The 16,735-nt window shown below is 69.9% G+C and carries 15 protein-coding genes; 5 read left to right on the forward strand and 10 right to left on the reverse strand.

The window, feature by feature from the left end:
* Positions 1-3: 3 nt before the first annotated feature.
* Entirely contained in the window at positions 4-462 is a 459-nt protein-coding gene (locus ACSQ18_RS14185) for a hypothetical protein (protein WP_436038057.1), read from the reverse strand.
* 149 nt (positions 463-611) lie between these two features.
* Entirely contained in the window at positions 612-2,774 is a 2,163-nt protein-coding gene (locus tag ACSQ18_RS14190) for an ATP-dependent Clp protease ATP-binding subunit (protein ID WP_436038058.1), read from the reverse strand.
* Between the two features lie 107 nt (positions 2,775-2,881).
* On the opposite strand from ACSQ18_RS14190, the gene ACSQ18_RS14195 reads away from it, so the two are divergent.
* Positions 2,882-4,129: a DUF2254 domain-containing protein gene (locus ACSQ18_RS14195; RefSeq protein WP_436038059.1), complete on the forward strand. Its 1,248-nt coding sequence runs from the start codon at positions 2,882-2,884 to the stop codon at positions 4,127-4,129.
* A gap of 15 nt (positions 4,130-4,144) precedes the next feature.
* Here the strand turns inward: ACSQ18_RS14195 and ACSQ18_RS14200 are convergent, their stop codons facing one another.
* The 4 genes from ACSQ18_RS14200 to ACSQ18_RS14215 all read right to left on the reverse strand — a co-directional run bounded on the left by ACSQ18_RS14200 (position 4,145) and on the right by ACSQ18_RS14215 (position 9,128).
* Positions 4,145-5,119, reverse strand: a complete 975-nt coding sequence (locus ACSQ18_RS14200; RefSeq protein ID WP_436038060.1) for a GlxA family transcriptional regulator — start codon at positions 5,117-5,119, stop codon at positions 4,145-4,147.
* 375 nt (positions 5,120-5,494) lie between these two features.
* Positions 5,495-6,586 (reverse strand): glycosyltransferase family 4 protein, encoded by a 1,092-nt coding sequence (locus tag ACSQ18_RS14205; protein WP_436038454.1) that lies wholly within the window; start codon positions 6,584-6,586, stop codon positions 5,495-5,497.
* A gap of 10 nt (positions 6,587-6,596) precedes the next feature.
* The gene (locus ACSQ18_RS14210) at positions 6,597-7,817 is read right to left on the reverse strand and encodes a glycosyltransferase (protein ID WP_436038061.1); all 1,221 of its coding nucleotides are present in this window, start codon (positions 7,815-7,817) and stop codon (positions 6,597-6,599) included.
* A 90-nt stretch (positions 7,818-7,907) separates the two neighbouring features.
* A complete protein-coding gene (locus tag ACSQ18_RS14215; protein ID WP_436038062.1) occupies positions 7,908-9,128 on the reverse strand; it encodes an endonuclease/exonuclease/phosphatase family protein in 1,221 nt (406 codons plus the stop codon).
* Positions 9,129-9,158: 30 nt separating this feature from the next.
* Between ACSQ18_RS14215 and ACSQ18_RS14220 the strand changes: the two genes are divergently transcribed.
* Genes ACSQ18_RS14220 through ACSQ18_RS14230 form a run of 3 tightly spaced genes read left to right on the forward strand, consistent with a single transcriptional unit; the run spans position 9,159 to position 11,896 of the window.
* Positions 9,159-9,764, forward strand: coding sequence for a hypothetical protein (locus ACSQ18_RS14220; RefSeq protein WP_436038063.1), 606 nt, complete (start codon positions 9,159-9,161; stop codon positions 9,762-9,764).
* A 55-nt stretch (positions 9,765-9,819) separates the two neighbouring features.
* Positions 9,820-10,542, forward strand: a complete 723-nt coding sequence (locus tag ACSQ18_RS14225; RefSeq protein WP_436038065.1) for a potassium channel family protein — start codon at positions 9,820-9,822, stop codon at positions 10,540-10,542.
* A gap of 4 nt (positions 10,543-10,546) precedes the next feature.
* Positions 10,547-11,896: a DUF2252 domain-containing protein gene (locus ACSQ18_RS14230; RefSeq protein WP_436038066.1), complete on the forward strand. Its 1,350-nt coding sequence runs from the start codon at positions 10,547-10,549 to the stop codon at positions 11,894-11,896.
* 49 nt (positions 11,897-11,945) lie between these two features.
* Here ACSQ18_RS14230 and ACSQ18_RS14235 read toward each other — a convergent pair whose 3' ends face one another.
* From ACSQ18_RS14235 to dnaK, 4 genes are read right to left on the reverse strand one after another with little or no spacing between them, the layout of a single operon-like run.
* A complete protein-coding gene (locus ACSQ18_RS14235) occupies positions 11,946-12,383 on the reverse strand; it encodes a heat shock protein transcriptional repressor HspR (RefSeq protein ID WP_301038449.1) in 438 nt (145 codons plus the stop codon).
* Entirely contained in the window at positions 12,380-13,372 is a 993-nt protein-coding gene (locus ACSQ18_RS14240) for a DnaJ C-terminal domain-containing protein (RefSeq protein ID WP_436038067.1), read from the reverse strand. Before ACSQ18_RS14240 ends, ACSQ18_RS14235 begins: the two co-directional genes overlap by 4 nt.
* Before the next feature lie 15 nt (positions 13,373-13,387).
* Positions 13,388-14,032 carry a nucleotide exchange factor GrpE gene (locus tag ACSQ18_RS14245; RefSeq protein ID WP_436038068.1) on the reverse strand — a complete coding sequence of 215 codons (645 nt, stop codon included), beginning with the start codon at positions 14,030-14,032 and terminating at the stop codon, positions 13,388-13,390.
* Between the two features lie 2 nt (positions 14,033-14,034).
* Entirely contained in the window at positions 14,035-15,903 is a 1,869-nt protein-coding gene (gene dnaK, locus ACSQ18_RS14250) for a molecular chaperone DnaK (protein ID WP_144806517.1), read from the reverse strand.
* A 171-nt stretch (positions 15,904-16,074) separates the two neighbouring features.
* Between dnaK and ACSQ18_RS14255 the strand changes: the two genes are divergently transcribed.
* Positions 16,075-16,656: a GNAT family N-acetyltransferase gene (locus ACSQ18_RS14255; RefSeq protein WP_301038455.1), complete on the forward strand. Its 582-nt coding sequence runs from the start codon at positions 16,075-16,077 to the stop codon at positions 16,654-16,656.
* Positions 16,657-16,735: the final 79 nt, after the last annotated feature.

The raw sequence follows: 16,735 nt of genomic DNA on the forward strand, positions 1-16,735 counted from the left end.
CCGTCATCCCGCGCGGCGGGAGTAGACGATGCCGCGGATCGCCTGCACGATCGTCACGAGCCACGCGAACACCGCGAGCCCGAACCCGGTGGTGAAGACGGCGGTCGAGAACTGCTCCGACGCGCCGGTCCATGTCGTGAGCGCGGTCTGCAGGTGGCCACTGTCGCCGGAGTCGGGGATCGAGATGCCGGCGACCAGGAGCCCGAACCACACGAGCGCCGCGAAGATCGCGTACCCCTCGCGCACCGTGCCCGAGCGGCGCGCCTCCGTGTCGAAGAGCGTCAGGATCGGCGGAATCAGCAGCAGCACGATGAGGATCCAGCCGTACACGATGCCGATGACCGACATCCAGCCGAGTTCGGCCCCCACGAATCCGCGCCCGATGAAGAGGAAAACGGGCATCAGCACCGCCAGCACCCACTGGGCGACGACGACGATGCGGCCGGAGGAGGCGAACTGCATCCTCCGACCGTACGGCATCCGCTCGCCCGCTCGGCTCGCCCACTTCGCCGAGTCAACACCTTCCCGCCGAGACAACACCTCCCGCGCGCTGGGGACGTGTGGTCTCGCGCGCGGGGTGTTGTTTCGGCGGGGGCGCGGCGGGGGCGGGTTCAGCCCGCCGACTCGCCCGTCAGCACGAGCGAGGACCCGTCGGATGCCACGTCGACCCGCACGAGGTCGCCGTCGCGGATGCCACCCGACAGCAGCGCCATCGCGAGGCGGTCCTGGATCTCCGACTGGATGAGCCGGCGCAGCGGCCGCGCGCCGAAGATCGGGTCGTACCCGCGCTCCGCGAGCCACGCCCGCGCGTCGGGGGTGACGGCGAGGGTGAGCCGGCGATCGGCGAGGCGACGCTGGAGGGCATCGACGGAGAGCTCGACGATCTGCGCGAGGTCGTCCTCGCTGAGCGCCTGGAACATGACGATGTCGTCGAGCCGGTTGAGGAACTCCGGACGGAACGCCTGACGCACGAGCGCCATCACCTGCTCCCGACGCGACTCCGGCGTGAGCGTCGGGTCGATGAGGATCGGCGATCCGAGGTTGCTCGTCAGGACGAGGATCGTGTTCGTGAAGTCGACCGTGCGACCCTGACCGTCGGTGAGACGACCGTCGTCGAGCACCTGCAGGAGGATGTCGAACACCTCCGGGTGCGCCTTCTCCACCTCGTCGAGCAGCACGACCGAGTAGGGCCGGCGACGTACCGCCTCGGTGAGCTGTCCGCCCTGCTCGTAGCCGATGTAGCCCGGAGGGGCGCCGACGAGGCGCGCGACCGAGTGCTTCTCGCCGTACTCGCTCATGTCGATGCGCACCATGGCGCGCTCGTCGTCGAAGAGGAAATCGGCGAGCGCCTTGGCGAGTTCGGTCTTGCCCACCCCGGTCGGACCGAGGAAGAGGAACGAACCCGTCGGTCGATTCGGGTCGCTGATGCCCGCGCGCGAGCGGCGGACGGCATCCGACACGGCCTTCACCGCGTCCTTCTGCCCGATGAGGCGCTTGCCGAGCTCGGACTCGAGGTGCACGAGCTTCTCGCCCTCCCCCTGGAGGAGGCGTCCGACGGGGATGCCGGTCCAGGCGGCGATCACGGCGGCGATGTCCTCGTCGGTGACCTGCTCGTTGACCATCCGCTCTTCGCCGGCGGTCGGGTTGGCCTCGGCGCGCTCGGCGGCGGCGACCTCCTGCTCGAGCCGCTTGATGGTCTCGTACTCGAGCTTCGACGCGCGCGCGTAGTCGGCTTCGCGCAGCGCGCGGTCGCGGTCGGTGTAGGCCTGGTCGAGCTGCTTCTTCAGATCGCCGACGCGGTTGAGGGCGGCGCGTTCGCGCTCCCACCGCGCCTCGAGCACGCGCAGCTCCGACTCCGCGGCATCCATCTGCTCGCGGAGCTTGGCGCGACGCTCCTTGGACGCGTCGTCCTTCTCCTTCTTGAGCGCGAGGTCTTCCAGTCGCATCCGGTCGACGCGGCGCCGCAACTGGTCGATCTCGACGGGGCTGGAGTCGATCTCCATCTTCAGGCGGCTCATGGCCTCGTCGATGAGGTCGATGGCCTTGTCGGGCAGCTGGCGCGAGGGGATGTAGCGGTTCGACAGCGCCGCAGCTGCCACGAGGGCGCCGTCGCTGATCGTCACCCCGTGGTGCGCCTCGTACCGGCCCTTGAGCCCGCGGAGGATCGCGATGGTGTCTTCGACCGACGGCTCCCCGACGTACACCTGCTGGAAACGGCGCTCCAGCGCGGCATCCTTCTCGATGAACTCGCGGTACTCGTCGAGGGTGGTCGCGCCGATGAGGCGCAGCTCCCCGCGGGCGAGCATGGGCTTGAGCATGTTGGATGCCGCGACCGACCCCTCGCCGCCGCCCGCACCCATGAGCACGTGGAGCTCGTCGATGAACGTGATGACGCGACCCTCGGACTCGGTGATCTCCTTGAGGACGCTCTTGAGGCGCTCCTCGAACTGACCGCGGTACATGGCGCCGGCGACGAGGGCGGAGATGTCGAGGGTGACGAGCTCCTTGTCCTTGAGCGACTCGGCGACGTCGCCGGCGACGATGCGCTGCGCGAGCCCTTCGACGACGGCCGTCTTGCCGACGCCGGGCTCGCCGATGAGGACGGGGTTGTTCTTGGTGCGACGGGTCAGCACCTGGCTCACGCGGCGGATCTCGCTGTCACGGCCGATGACCGGGTCGAGCTTGCCCTGCCGCGCGCGATCGGTCAGGTTGATCCCGAACTGTTCGAGGGCGCTCTGCTGCTCCTCCTGCCCGGGTGCGGGTTGTGCGTTCATCGGTGCTCCTGGATGGCGTGAGACTCAAACTTGAGTCCGTTTGGCTCAAGTTTACCACGCGTCCGAGAGCGAAGGGAGGGCGGATCGCGACCGCATAGGGTGGCGGGATGGCATCGTCCGTGCGCGTCTTCCTCTCTCGACTCGCTCGCCGCGTGTGGTTCCGCGCAGCGCTCGTCTCTCTCGCCGCCGTGGTGTTCGCCCTCGCGACAGGCCTCATCGAGACGCTTCTGCCGTGGACGCCGTCGGTGAACCTCGGCCAGGGCGCCGTCGACGACCTGCTGCACATCCTTGCGAGTTCCATGCTCGCGGTGACGACCTTCTCGCTGACCGCGATGGTCACCGCGTACTCGTCGGCGACGACGACGGCGACGCCGCGTGCCACTCAGCTTCTCGTCCAGGACACGACCTCGCAGAGCGTGCTCTCGACGTTCGTCGGGGCCTTCGTGTTCTCCCTGGTGGGGATCATCGCCTTGTCCACCGGGTACTACAGCGACCGCGGGCGCACGGTCCTGTTCCTCGGCACGTTGGTCGTCATCGCACTGATCGTCGTCACACTGCTGCGGTGGATCGCGCACCTGGCCGAGTTCGGTCGGATGAGCGACGTCATCGACCGCGTGGAGAAGGCCGCCACCGATGCGGCGGCGGCCTTCGCCCGCCGACCCACCCTGGGGGGCGCGGTCCTGCGGGGGCCGTCTGATGGCACCGCCGTGCACGCCGCGTCGGTGGGCTACGTGACACACGTCGATGTGGCCGCGCTGCAGCGGATCGCCGAGAAGCACGAGATCACCCTCGATCTCGAGTCACTGCCGGGGCGGGTCGCCGATGCCACGACGCCGCTCCTGCGTTCCTCGCGCCCCCTCGGCGAGGACATCGAGGCGGCCGTCCGCGCCGCCTTCACCGTCGATCCCCACCGCACCTACGAGCAGGACCCTCGCCTCGGCATCATCGCCCTGGCCGAGATCGCCAGCCGCGCCCTCTCGCCGTCGACCAACGACCCTGGCACCGCGATCCAGGTGATCGGCGCCGTCCAACGGGTGCTCACCACCGTGCTCTCGCGAGAGCCGGACCCCGAGGTCGAGTTCGACCGCGTGCGGGTGCGCCCGATCGCTTTCGAGGATCTGCTCGAAGACGCCGTGCGCCCTCTGGCTCGCGACGGCCGAAGCATGGTGGAGGTGCAGATCCGGCTCCAGAAGTGCCTGAGCGCGCTCGCCGCAGTGACGCCCGACCACCGCGAGCTTCTCCGGCGCTCGGCCGATGACGCCTGGGCCCGCGCGAAGCGTGAGCTGGTGCCGGAGGATGCAGCGGCGCTGCGCGCGGCACGTCGCGCGGCCTGGGGTCGCCGCGACAGAGGCTGAGGATCCGCGCCCGCGTCAGGAGGCGAGCGCCGACATGTCCGTTCGGCAGGTGAACCGTGCGCGGTACGCGGTCGGGGTGGTGCCGAGCGCGCGGGCGAAGTTCTGACGCAGCACCGCGGCCGAGCCGAAGCCCGACTCGTAGGCCACGGCATCCAGTCCCAACTCGGTCTGCTCGAGCAGCCGCTGGGCGTGCAGCAGCCGCTGACGGCCGAGCCACGCCGCCGGGGTCGTGCCGAAGTCGGCCTTGAACCGTCGGGCGAACGTGCGCGGCGACATGTGTGCGCGCGCCGCGAGCTGGTCGACCGAGAGTTCGGAGCGGAGGTTCTGCAGCATCCAATCGGTCACCGGCGCGAGGGAGAGGGACGCCGTCTGCGGCAGCGGCTTGTCGATGAACTGGGCCTGGCCGCCGTCGCGCTGGGGCGGCACCACCATGCGGCGGGCGATCTTGTTGGCGAGTTCGGCGCCGAGTTCGATGCGCAGCAGGTGCAGGCACGCGTCGATCCCCGCGGCCGTTCCCGCGCTCGTGATGATGCGGCCGTCCTGTACGTAGAGCACGTTGGGGTCTACCTCGATCTCGGGGTACATCTCCGACATCGTGTCGGCGTAGCGCCAGTGCGTCGTCGCGCGACGTCCGTTCAGGATGCCGGCGGCGGCGGCCACGAATGACCCGCTGCACACCGTGAGCACCCACGCACCGCGGGCGACGGCGCGCCGGACGACGTCCAGCGTGCGCTGGTCGACGTGCGCCCAGCGCTCACGGGGGATGGGCGAGAGCACGACGAGGTCGGCTTCGTCGGCGAAGGCGAGGTCGGCGTCGACGTTGATGGTGAAGCCGAGGTTGCTGGGCACGGCGCCCGGGTCGGGCGTCACAATGCGGAAGTCGAAGTTCGGGATGCCGTCGTCGGAGCGATCGAGACCGAACGCCTCGCAGGCGAGCCCGAACTCGAACGGGGCGAAGCCGGGAAGGACGACACAGGCGACGGTCTTCATGGCAGAAATCCTACACTTATGTGCAGTCCTGCCACTAGTGGCCGTTATACGACGCGCGTAGCGTTTCTGCCATGATGATTCTGCTGATGATTGGCGGCCTCGCCCTCGCGGGCGTCATTGCGACACTGCGCGCCCTCCCCGCCGACGGCTACCGCCGCGTTCCCACCGACCCCAAGCGTCTGCCCTGACGCGCGTTCGTCACGCACGCCGGCGGATGGGCCGGCGGGGCGCCGTGGCATCCCTCCCGCGCTGGTGTGCAGGATTTCGGAGATGTGCAGGATCGCGGATGCCAGTGGGCCTACGGCTCCGCAGATCGTGACATCTCCGAAATCCTGCACGCGGGCATACGCACAGCGCGCCCGCGCAGGGCCGTGGTCAGCGCGCCAGATCGACGACCGTGTCGAGAAGGATGCCGGCCGACCGACCCCACTCGAAGCGGGCGATGTGCGCAGTTCCCGCCGCCACGAGGCGTCCCCACTCGTCGGGGTCGTCGAGGGAGCGCACGGCGCGCGCGAAAGCCGCGGCATCCGTCCCCGGCGCGTACAGCGCACCCGACCCGGCGACCTCACGGAAGATCGGCATGTCGGTGACGACCGCCGGCACGCCCAACTCCAGCGCCTCCGCCACGGGGAGTCCGTAGCCCTCGTCGAGGCTCGCGCTCACGAGCACTGCGCGGTCGGCCAACAGCGCCGCGTACTGCGCGTCGGTCACCCCGCCGTGGAACACCACGTCGGACCCCGGCGCGATGAGCGCCTCCAGGTCGGCACGACGGGAAGGGCTGATGCGAGACAGCAGATGCAGCGTGCGCCCCGGGAGCTCCGCCATCGCGCGCACGAGGGTCTCGACGTTCTTGTACGGCATGAACGAGCCCATGTAGACGAGATTCTGCGCGCCGGGGTGCACGCCGACGCCGGCGGGCAGCAGCTCGGCCAGACGCTGGGGCGCGTTCGGAATGACGACGACCGGCCGCTTCGTGAGGCGCACCGCCGCGAACTGCCGGGCGCTGGTGTCGCTGACGGTGGCCACCACGTCGGCCGCGTTCAGCGTGAGACGCTGCGGCACGTACGACAGGTGGAACAGGCGCCAGCCGAGACGCACGAACCAGGGAAGGTCCTTCGGCGGCGTGCGGTGGCGGTAGTAGATCGTGTCGTGGAGCGTGAGGATCTGCCGATACCGCCGCCCCCGCGTGCCGATCGTCTGCATCGGCGAGAACACGACGTCGGGGGCGTGACGGTTGAGCTCCCGCGCGCGCAGCGGCTCGGTGACGGCGGTGGGCGACCCGATGGAGAGGGTGACGGCATCCCGCGGCAGGAGAGCGCGCTGACGCTCGTCGTGGATGAGGAACGTCACCTCGACACCGCGCTCGGGCGCCTGCGCGGCCACGGCGGCGGCGAGCTCGGCCGAGTAGCGGCTGATGCCGTCGTGGAAGTCGGTGCGGATATAGCGCGCGTCGAAGAAGAGCCGGATCACGCGACCCTCACCGACGGTCGGGGATGGGCTCGCCGCGGTACAGCGCCTCGAACGTGTCGAGGGTCTTCTCGATGTCGTGGATGTCGACGCCGTCGAGCGACGCCTGCTGCATCCGGCGGTACTCCTCCGGCGACGCCGTGAGCACGCGGCGCAGCTTGTCGGCGAGGTCGTCGACGTTGCCCGGCTCGAAGAGGTAGCCGTTCTCCCCGTCGTGCACGAGGTGCGGCAGGGCCACCGCGTTCGCGGCGACGATCGGGAGACCGGATGCCATGGCCTCCATCGTCGCGATCGACTGGAGCTCGGCGATCGACGCGATGGCGAAGACATCGGCCTTCGTGTACGCGGCGCGAAGCTGGTCCTCCTCGACGCGACCGTGGAACACGACGCGGTCGGCGATCCCGAGGCGCTGCGTCGTCTGCTCCAGGTTGCGCCGCTGGTCGCCGCCGCCGACGACGTCGAAGCTGAGGTCAAGGAACTCGGGGGCGAGCCGCGCGACCGCCTCGAGGGTCAGCTCGACGTGCTTCTCGGTCGTGAGGCGTCCGACGAAGAGCACCCGACGCGGCGCGCGCGGCGTGAGATCGGGCGTGTAGTTCCGCTTGTCGATGCCGCAGCTGATGGGGATGACCCCGGAGATGTCGATCGTCGACTCGAGGAACTCGGCCGCGCGACGGGTGGGCGTCGTCACGGCGCGCGACATCTTGAACGTGCGCTCCGCGTCGTCCCAGGCGAGCTTGATCGCGACCTTGTCGAGCAGCGGAGGCAGCGTCGTGAAGTCGATGATGTTCTCGGCCATGACGTGGTTGGTCGCGACGACGGGGATGCCGCGCTGGCGCGCGATGCGCGTGAGCCCGCGCCCGATGACGATGTGCGACTGGCTGTGGACCACGTCGGGCTTCACGGCGCTCAGCACCCGTCGGGCGTAGTACTTGCTGCGCCACGGCCACACGAATCGCAGCCAGTCGTGCGGGGGCCAGCGCACACCGGGCAGGCGGTGGACGGTGAGATCCTGCCCCTCGATGTGCTCCGTGAAGACACCGTGGTTGCGGTGCCCGACGCTCGGGGTGACGACGTGGACGTCGTGGCCGCGCGCCGCGAGGCCGGCGGACAACCGCTCGGCGAAGCGCGCGGCACCGTTGACATCGGGCGCGAAGGTGTCGGCGGCCATCACGATGGTGAGCGGGCTGCGGGCGCGGTGCTGGTCTTCGGCAGGCGTCGCGGATTCGGTCACGGGGTACGGGGCCAATCTGTGCGGCGGCGGAACGCGGTCGCGTGCGCGCCGGTCCGAGTCTACCGGAGCACCCTCACGAGACTCGAAGCCTCAGCGCAGCGACACCTCCACGAGGAGCGGATGATGATCGGAGCCGAGCGGGGTGACGTACCTCTTGCTCGAAGACATCTCTCCCGCGTTCGCCCAGCTGCGCACGACGGCGCGCGACGGGCGGACGACGACCTTGTCGACGTGAGCACCCCACAGCTGTCCGATGACGGGACGGGTGCTCCACTCCGGGTTCGCGGTGTTGTGGTGCTGCCGCGTGAGGGTGCGCGCCTGATCGAACGCATCCCGATAGCCGCGCCCCTCGAGCACCGCCATCGTGTCGTCGTCCGTGCGCGACTTGTGGGTGTTGAAGTCGCCGAGGAAGATCGCCGGCACCCGCGTCCAGTCGGCGACCGAGCGATGCGACGCCGCGAGCTTCTTCCGCAGCGACGTGACGAGCGAGGCGACTCGGCCCGCCTCGTACTCGCGCTGGGCGACCGCGGAACGCGACGTGCCGGTGACCAGGTGCACGTCGAGGACGAGGATGTAGGCACCGGACCGGTGATGGAGCGCAGCCCATGCGACGCCCTTGCCCGACGTCGTGTACTTGCTCGAGAACCGGACGCTGCCGCTGGTGGGCTTGGAAGCTGTCCCGGGCACGGCCCCGAACTCCCCCCGACGGACGAGGATGTCGTTCTGGCCGTCGACCACGTGGCGATATCCGGTCGGCGCGGTCGTGTACTTCGACGCCTCCTGGAGCGCCACGACGTCGGGCGCGAGCTCGCGGATGCGGGAGGTGATCACTTTCGCGCGCGTGGAGAACGACCCGCACGCGTTCGAGCAGACGTTCCAGGTGAGCAGGCGGTACACGGGCGTGTCTGCGCGCAGGGCCACCTCGTCGGCGATGGTCCCGTGTCCGATGCGCAGCGAACGCAGCCCCGGACCGGCGCTGTTCACCGCGCGGACCTGGATGTAGTAGTCGCGGCCGGCATCGAGCCGCCCCACCGTCGCCTTCGATGCGGTGACGGTCGCCGACGGTGTCGTCTTCGTGGGGAGCTTGTCGAACGAGGGTGAGGCGAACACCTCGTAGCGGTCGGCTCCCGGCACGTCGGTCCAGTCGACCGTGAGAGTGGCCCCCGAGGCGGTGAGCGATGCGCCCACGACGTTGACGAGGCCGACCCGGTCGGGGCGTGCGGCAGCGGTGGCGGTGGCGACGGGCGTCGCGGCGAGCAGGGCGACGGTAGCCAGCACGGCGACGGCCCCCCGGGGGGAGAGGAGGCGCATAGCGGGATGCTAGCAACCTACGCTGGAGGAATGGTACGACTGTCTGCCGACGCCGACCGCTCTCGCTGGGTTCCGGTCACGGGCTCGTTCGGTCTGCGCGGCCGTCGCGCCCGCAAGCGCGCGATCCGCATGCTGCTCACGCAGGCGAACGCGACCATGGGCGCGACGGGGCGCCCCGGCAGCGGAATGGCCGCCTGGGCCATGAGCCAAGCCGCCCCCGCGCTCATGCGGAAGGCGGCCGGCAGGGTGCTCGTGTGGGTCTGGAAGGACGACCCCGAACTCCTCGTCGTCATGGCTCAGGTGCAGCAGGCGACACCCCAGCTGCGCGCGGCGCGGGCCATGATGCCCATCGAGTACGACGACACGGAGACGTTCCGGGGCACCTATCTCGGGGCGGGCGAGAAGCTCGTGCTGCCGCTCCCGCCGGCGCGGCCCGACGGGTCGACCGCTCCCCCGTTCGCCACCTACACGTGGGACACCGGCGCGCAGTTCGTGACGGTCACCGCGGTCTGCTCCGACCGGGAGCGCTTCGGCACGGTGCTCGGCGCCGTCGACGACCTCGCCCGTTCGCTGCGCATCATCGACGATCTGACGGTCGGCGAGACCCCCGGCATCCTGCGCCTCGACCCGAGCTGACGGTCGCGCCGCCGTCCTCGCGCGGCTCGGGCGGGCGGGATGCCAGGATGAGCGCATGACGACCCGCATGCCCTCGCATGGCCGGATCTCCCCGCGCGCGCTCACGTGGGAGGATCGCACCGCGTGGCCGATGTTCCTCCTGTCGCTCGCGTTCTTCGCGGCGTGGGTGTGGCTCCTGGCGGATCCAGAGCTGGACCGGGGTTACCGGGGAGCGCTCACGGCCTTCGTCTCGGTGGCATGGGCGCTTTTCATCGCCGACTTCGTGCTGCGGCTCGTTCTCAGCGGCGCACCTCGTGCGTTTCTGCGCACGCGGTGGTTCGAGGGGGTCTCGCTCCTCGCGGTGTATCTGCGGCCGTTCGTGATCATCGCGTATATCTGGCGCCTCCCGTGGTTCCGGGCGACCGCGGCGCGCGAGCGTGCGCGCCTCCTCCTCATGGTGTCGATGTTCACGTTCCTGTTCGTCTTCACGGGGTCGACGCTGGTCTGGCTCGCGGAGCGTCACGACCCCCACGCGACCATCGTCGACCTGGGTGACGCGATCTGGTGGGGCTTCACCACGATCTCCACGGTCGGATACGGCGACTTCGCGCCCGTCACGTTCGCCGGGCGGACGATCGCCGTCGGCCTCATGATGGGCGGGCTGGTCGTGCTCGGCGTCACGAGCGCGACCGTCATCTCCGCCCTGGGTGATCAGATCCGCCGCACCGCCACGTTGCGCGCCCACGAGCGAGACGACGACGCTCCTCACGATCCGAACGACCCGCGGATGCCAGGATGAGCGCATGACCGTGGACTCCTGGGACCTTCTGCCGTCTCGCGCGGCTCGGCTCGCGGCCGGCCGCGCCGCGCGGCGGACCGCTCCACTGGACCGTCTCGCCGACCTGACGACGACGGACCGGGACCCCCTCGGCATCCTCACCGCTCAGAACGCGACGCGCGTGCCGGAGCTGCTGGCGCTGCGCCGGGAGCGCATGGCGGCGAGCCCGTTCGCGTTTTACCGGGGCACCGCCGCCCTCATGGCCGCCGATCTCTCCCGCGACAGCGGCAGCGGCATCCCCGTCGCCTCGTGCGGAGACGCTCACGTCGCGAACTTCGGCCTCTATGCCTCGCCGCAGCGCACGCTCGTGTTCGACCTCAACGACTTCGACGAGTCCGCCTGGGCGCCCTGGGAGTGGGACCTCAAGCGGCTGGTCACGAGCATCGTCATCGCCGGGCAGGCGACCGGCCGCGATGAGAAGGTCGTGACGGATGCCGTCATCGCCACCGTCCGCGCCTACGCGCACGCGATCGACGCCTATACGCGCCGCAGCGCGCTCTCGCGCTATTACGAGCACTTCGACGTCTCCGGCGCGCGGGCCCTGCGCGACAAGGCCGGTCGGCGTGTCGTGCGCGATGCGGTGCGTCACGCGGAGCGGCGCACGGGCGAGCGCGCGGCCCGCAAGCTCACCGAACCGGATGCCGACGGACGGCTGCGGTTCATCGAGGTGCCACCGGCCATGACCCACCTCGACGCGGCGACGGCGGCGCTCGTCGAAGGGGCGATCGCCGGCTACCTGGAGACCGCGCGCGACGACATCCGCCTGCTGCTCCAGCACTACCGGGTGTCGGACACCGTGCGCCGGGCGGTGGGCGTCGGGAGTGTGGGCACGCGCTGCTACGTCACGCTCCTGCAGGACGGCGACGGCCACGCGCTCCTGCTGCAGACGAAGGAGGCGGGGAGGAGCGTGCTCGTCGAGTACGGCGGCTGCATCCAGCCCCCTGACCTGACCGCCCTGCATCGGACCCACGGCGAGGGAGCGCGGGTCGTGGGGATGCAGCGCATCCTGCAGGGCGTGTCCGACCCGTTCCTCGGGTACTTGCGGGGGACGACGGGTGACTACTACGTTCGCCAGTTCCGCGACATGAAGGGCGGGATCGACATCGAGACGCTCGATGACCACCCGTTCGCGCTCTACGCGCAGGCGTGCGCGACCACGCTCGCCCGCGCGCACAGCCAGTCGCCGAACGCGACACTCGTCGCCGGTTACATCGGCGGTGGACGGCGGGCCGGAGCCGCGCTCCTGGAGTGGGCGTTTGCCTACGCGGCCGTCTCCCGGGCGGATTACGACGCGTTCCTGGCCGCGCAGCCGTAGCGGATCCTGCGCGGGCCGCTCGGCGCGCTCGCCGACTCGGTGGCGCCGGTCAGTCGAGCTCGGCCTCGGGCGGTCGCCACACGACGACCTCCGTCGCGCGGCGCACGCGCGTGCCGTGGCGCAGGGTCACGACCGACCCGGTGGCACCTGCGGCGAAGACGCGCGCGCCGCGGCGCTGGTCGACTTCGTCGCGCACCCGCTGCTCCAACTCGCCCACCTGTCTGCGGAGCGAGCGGACGGTGTTCTCCAGTTCGATGATCCTCGAGATGGCGGGCAGACTGATGCCCTCCGCCGAGAGCGCCGCCACCTCGCGCAGCTGCTTGACGTGACGCAGCGAGTAGCGCCGCGACCCGCCCTGTGTGCGACCGGGGACGACGAGGCCGAGCCGGTCGTACTGCCGGAGCGTCTGCGGGTGCATGCCCGCGAGCTCCGCCGCGACCGCGATCGCGAAGATCGGGGTCTCCTCGTCGACCTCGGGCTCGGTCATTCGCGCGCCTTGCTCATCAGGTCGGCGCGAGGATTCTCCTTCGGCTCCAGTTCATGGAACCGCTCGAGGGCTTCGCGCGCGCGGTCGTCGAGGTGAGCGGGCACGGCCACCTGGACCTCGGCGAGCAGGTCGCCGGTGCCCTTGGCGGATTCCACGCCGCGCCCCTTGACGCGCAGCACGCGCCCCGACGGGGTTCCGGGGGCGACCCGCAGCTTCACGGGGTCGGACCCCAGCGTCGGCACCTCGATCGTCGCACCGAGGGCCGCCTCCGTGAACGTGACGGGAACCGTGACGCGCAGATTGAGGCCGTCGCGGGTGAAGACCGGGTGGGGGCGGACGGTGACCGCCACGACGATGTCGCCGGGCTCTCCGCCGTCGGGCGACGGACGCCCCCGGCCGCGCAGGCGCACCTTCTGACCGTCAGACACCCCGGCGGGGATCTTCACCTTGAACGGCTTGCCGTCTTCGCCCTGCAGCGTGATCGTCTCGCCGCGGACGGCGGTCTGGAAGTCGAGGGTCGTGCGCGCGGTCACGTCGGCTCCGCGCTGCGGACCGCCGAACCCGCGGAATCCGCCGGTGGGCTGCCCGAAGCGCCCACTGCCGAACCGACCGCCCGCCTGCTCGCCGAACATCGCGAACAGGTCGTCGAAGTCGGCCTGCTGCCCGCGCGTGGCGCCGCCGCCGCCGAAGCGGCTGAAGACGTCCTCGAACCCGCCGCCGGCCGAACCCGGCGCCTGGAAGCGGGCACTGCCCGATCCCATCGCGCGGATCTGGTCGTACTCCTGACGCTGGTCCTTGTCGCTCAGCACGGCGTACGCCTCGCTGATCTCCTTGAACTTCGCCTCGGCGGCCGCGTCTCCCTGCGTGGAGTCGGGGTGGTACTGGCGCGCCAGCTTCCGGTACGTCTTCTTCAGATCGGCATCCGATACGTCTTTGGCGACACCGAGGACCTTGTAGAAGTCCCGGTCGAACCAGTCCTGACTGGCCATGTCCCTCCCCTCGACTTACTCGGCCGGAACCGCGACGACGACCTTGGCCGGCCGCAGCTCGATGGCGCCCAGGCGGTAGCCCACCTCGACGACCTCGAGGATGACCGGCGACTCGGTGCCCGGCGTCGGCGCCTGGAAGATCGCCTCGTGCTGCTGCGGGTCGAAAGCATCGCCCGCCGCGCCGTAGGTCTCCACACCCAGACGCGCCACGACACCGCGGAGCTTCTCGGCGATCGCCGTGAGCGCGGAACCCTCGGTCAGATCGCCGTGCTTCTCGGCGCGGTCGAGATCGTCGAGCACCGGCAGCAGGCCCTTCGCGACGGCGCCCTTGGCCCGCGCGATCTCGACCTCTCGCTGCTCCTCCGTGCGGCGACGGTAGTTGGCGTACTCCGCCTGGAGGCGCTTGAGGTCGAGGAGCAGGTCGTGCTCCTCGGCGGGGGCGTCGGCCACCGCCGCCTCGTCGCTCTGGGCGGCGCCGAGGATGTCCTCGATCGTCAGCTCGTCGGCATCCGCGTCGTCCTGCGAGCTCGTCCCCTGCGACCCCGTCCCCTGCGAGTGGGGGCCGGCCGCCTCGGACTGCTGTGCAGCCGAGGCCTCCGACCCCTCATCGCCGAGGACCTCGTCGCCGTTGTCCGGCTCTTCGAAGTCCTTGTTCGCCATGCTTACTTCTTCTCGTCTTCCTCGTCCACGACCTCGGCGTCGACGACGTCCTCCTCAGAGGATGCCGCACCCTCGCCCTCCGGCGCGCCCTGCGCTCCGGCGTCGGCGGACTGCTCGGCCTGCGACGACGCATAGATCGCCTCGCCGAGCTTGCCCTGCGACGCGTTGAGCTTGTCGAAGGCATCCTTCACGGCGTCGTCGTTGTCTCCGGCGAGCGCCGTCTTGAGCGCGTCGACGTCGGCCTGGACCTCGGTCTTCACGTCGTCGGGCAGCTTGTCGGCGTTGTCGGCGATGAGCTTCTCGATCGAGTACGAGAGCGTCTCGGCCTGGTTGCGGATCTCCGCGGCCTCGCGACGCTTCTTGTCCTCGGCGGCGTGCTCCTCTGCCTCGCGCACCATGCGCTCGATGTCGTCCTTCGGCAGCGACGAGCCGCCGGTGATCGTCATCGACTGCTCCTTGCCCGTGCCCTTGTCCTTCGCAGACACGTGCACGATGCCGTTGGCGTCGATGTCGAAGGTGACCTCGATCTGCGGGATGCCGCGGGGCGCCGGCGCGATGCCGGTGAGCTCGAACGTTCCCAGCGGCTTGTTGTCGCGGGTGAAGTCGCGCTCGCCCTGGAAGACCTGGATCGCGACCGACGGCTGGTTGTCGTCGGCAGTCGTGAAGGTCTCGCTGCGCTTGGTGGGGATCGCGGTGTTGCGCTCGATGAGCTTCGTCATGATGCCGCCCTTGGTCTCGATGCCGAGGCTCAGGGGGGTGACGTCGATGAGGAGGACGTCCTTGCGCTCGCCCTTGAGGACGCCGGCCTGGAGGGCCGCGCCGACGGCGACGACCTCGTCCGGGTTGACACCCTTGTTGGGCTCCTTGCCGGTCTCCTTCTTCACGAGCTCGCTCACGGCGGGCATGCGGGTGGAGCCACCCACGAGCACGACGTGGTCGATGTCGGCCACCTTGATGCCGGCCTCGCGGATGACGTCTTCGAACGGCTTCTTGGTGCGGTCGAGGAGGTCCTTGGTGAGGTCCTCGAACTTGGCGCGGGTGAGCGTCTCCGACAGCGAGACGGGGCCCGAGTCGGTGAGCGACAGGTACGGCAGGTTGATGCTCGTCGAGCTCGACGAGGACAGTTCCTTCTTCGCCTGCTCCGCGGCCTCCTTGAGGCGCTGGAGGGCGATCTTGTCACCCGAGACGTCGACCCCGGTCGTGTCCTTGAACTGCTTGATCAGGTAGTCGACGACGCGCTGGTCCCAGTCGTCGCCACCGAGGCGGTTGTCACCGGCGGTCGAGCGCACCTGGATCGTCGAGAAGTCGTCGTCCTTGCCCACCTCGAGCAGGGACACGTCGAACGTGCCACCACCGAGGTCGAAGACGAGGATGAGCTCGTCTTCCTTGCCCTTGTCGAGGCCGTAGGCGAGGGCCGCAGCGGTCGGCTCGTTGATGATGCGAAGCACGTTGAGGCCCGCGATCTCACCGGCATCCTTCGTGGCCTGACGCTCGGCGTCGTTGAAGTACGCGGGGACCGTGATGACCGCGTCGGTCACCGTGTCGCCGAGGTACTGCTCGGCGTCGCGCTTGAGCTTCTGCAGGATGCGGGCCGAGATCTCCTGCGGCGTGTAGTTCTTGCCGTCGATCGCCTGGGTCTTCCAGTCGGTGCCCATGTGGCGCTTGACGGAGGTGAGGGTGCGGTCGACGTTGGTGACGGCCTGGCGCTTGGCGGTCTCGCCGACGAGCACCTCGCCGTCCTTCGTGAATGCGACGACCGAGGGGGTCGTGCGGAAGCCTTCGGCGTTGGCGATGACCTTCGGCTCGCCGCCTTCGAGGACGGCGACGACGGAGTTCGTCGTTCCGAGGTCGATTCCCACTGCACGTGCCATGTGTGTTTCTCCTTCGCGGAATGGATCTGGGTAAGTCTGCAAACATTGAGCGCTGCGGGCTCAACTTCGTTCTGGCGTCCACGATAGTCCCGCCCTCCGCCACTGTCAAACCAACTTGATACGACTCATATCAAGTTTTCAGGGAGCGACCTCGCGGGCAGGATGGACCCCATGCCGCTGCCCTGGACCTTCTCCCGTCTCGTCGGGCGCCGGGTCACTCTCGACCCGCTGCGCCCCGACGACCTCGAGCCGCTCTTCGCGATGCAGTCCGATCCGGAGGTCTGCCGGTACCTGCTCTACGAACCGCGGTCGAGGGAGAAGGTCGAGGAGGTCCTCGCCCGCGACGCGGGCGCGATCCTGCTGGAGAAGCCGGGCGACTACCTGCAGCCCGTGATCCGCGACGAGCACGGTGCTTTCGCCGGCACTCTGTACCTCGAGCTCAAGAGCGTCGACGACCGCGCCGCCGAGATCGGCTGGATCCTGCTGCCGTCCGCGCAGGGCCACGGCTACGCCGCCGAGGCCGCGAGCCTCCTGCTCGACTTCTGCTTCGATCAGCTGGAGTTGCACCGCGTGTACGCCGAGCTCGATCCGCGCAACACGGCATCCGTCGCGCTGTGCCTCCGACTCGGCATGCGGCACGAGGGGCACTTCGTGGAGGACATGTTCCTGAAGGGCGAATGGACCGACACGGGCCGCTACGCGATCCTCGATCGCGAATGGTCGCAGCGGCGGAGCGCGTCGCCGGTAGCCTGAGCACACCCCCGCACCGGCGCGGGGACGCGGCATCCGCTCGGCGGGTGCGGCACCGTCCGTTCACGGAAGAGTCCTAGCG

This window comes from Microbacterium sp. LjRoot45, assembly GCF_964253325.1.
GTDB lineage: Bacteria > Actinomycetota > Actinomycetes > Actinomycetales > Microbacteriaceae > Microbacterium.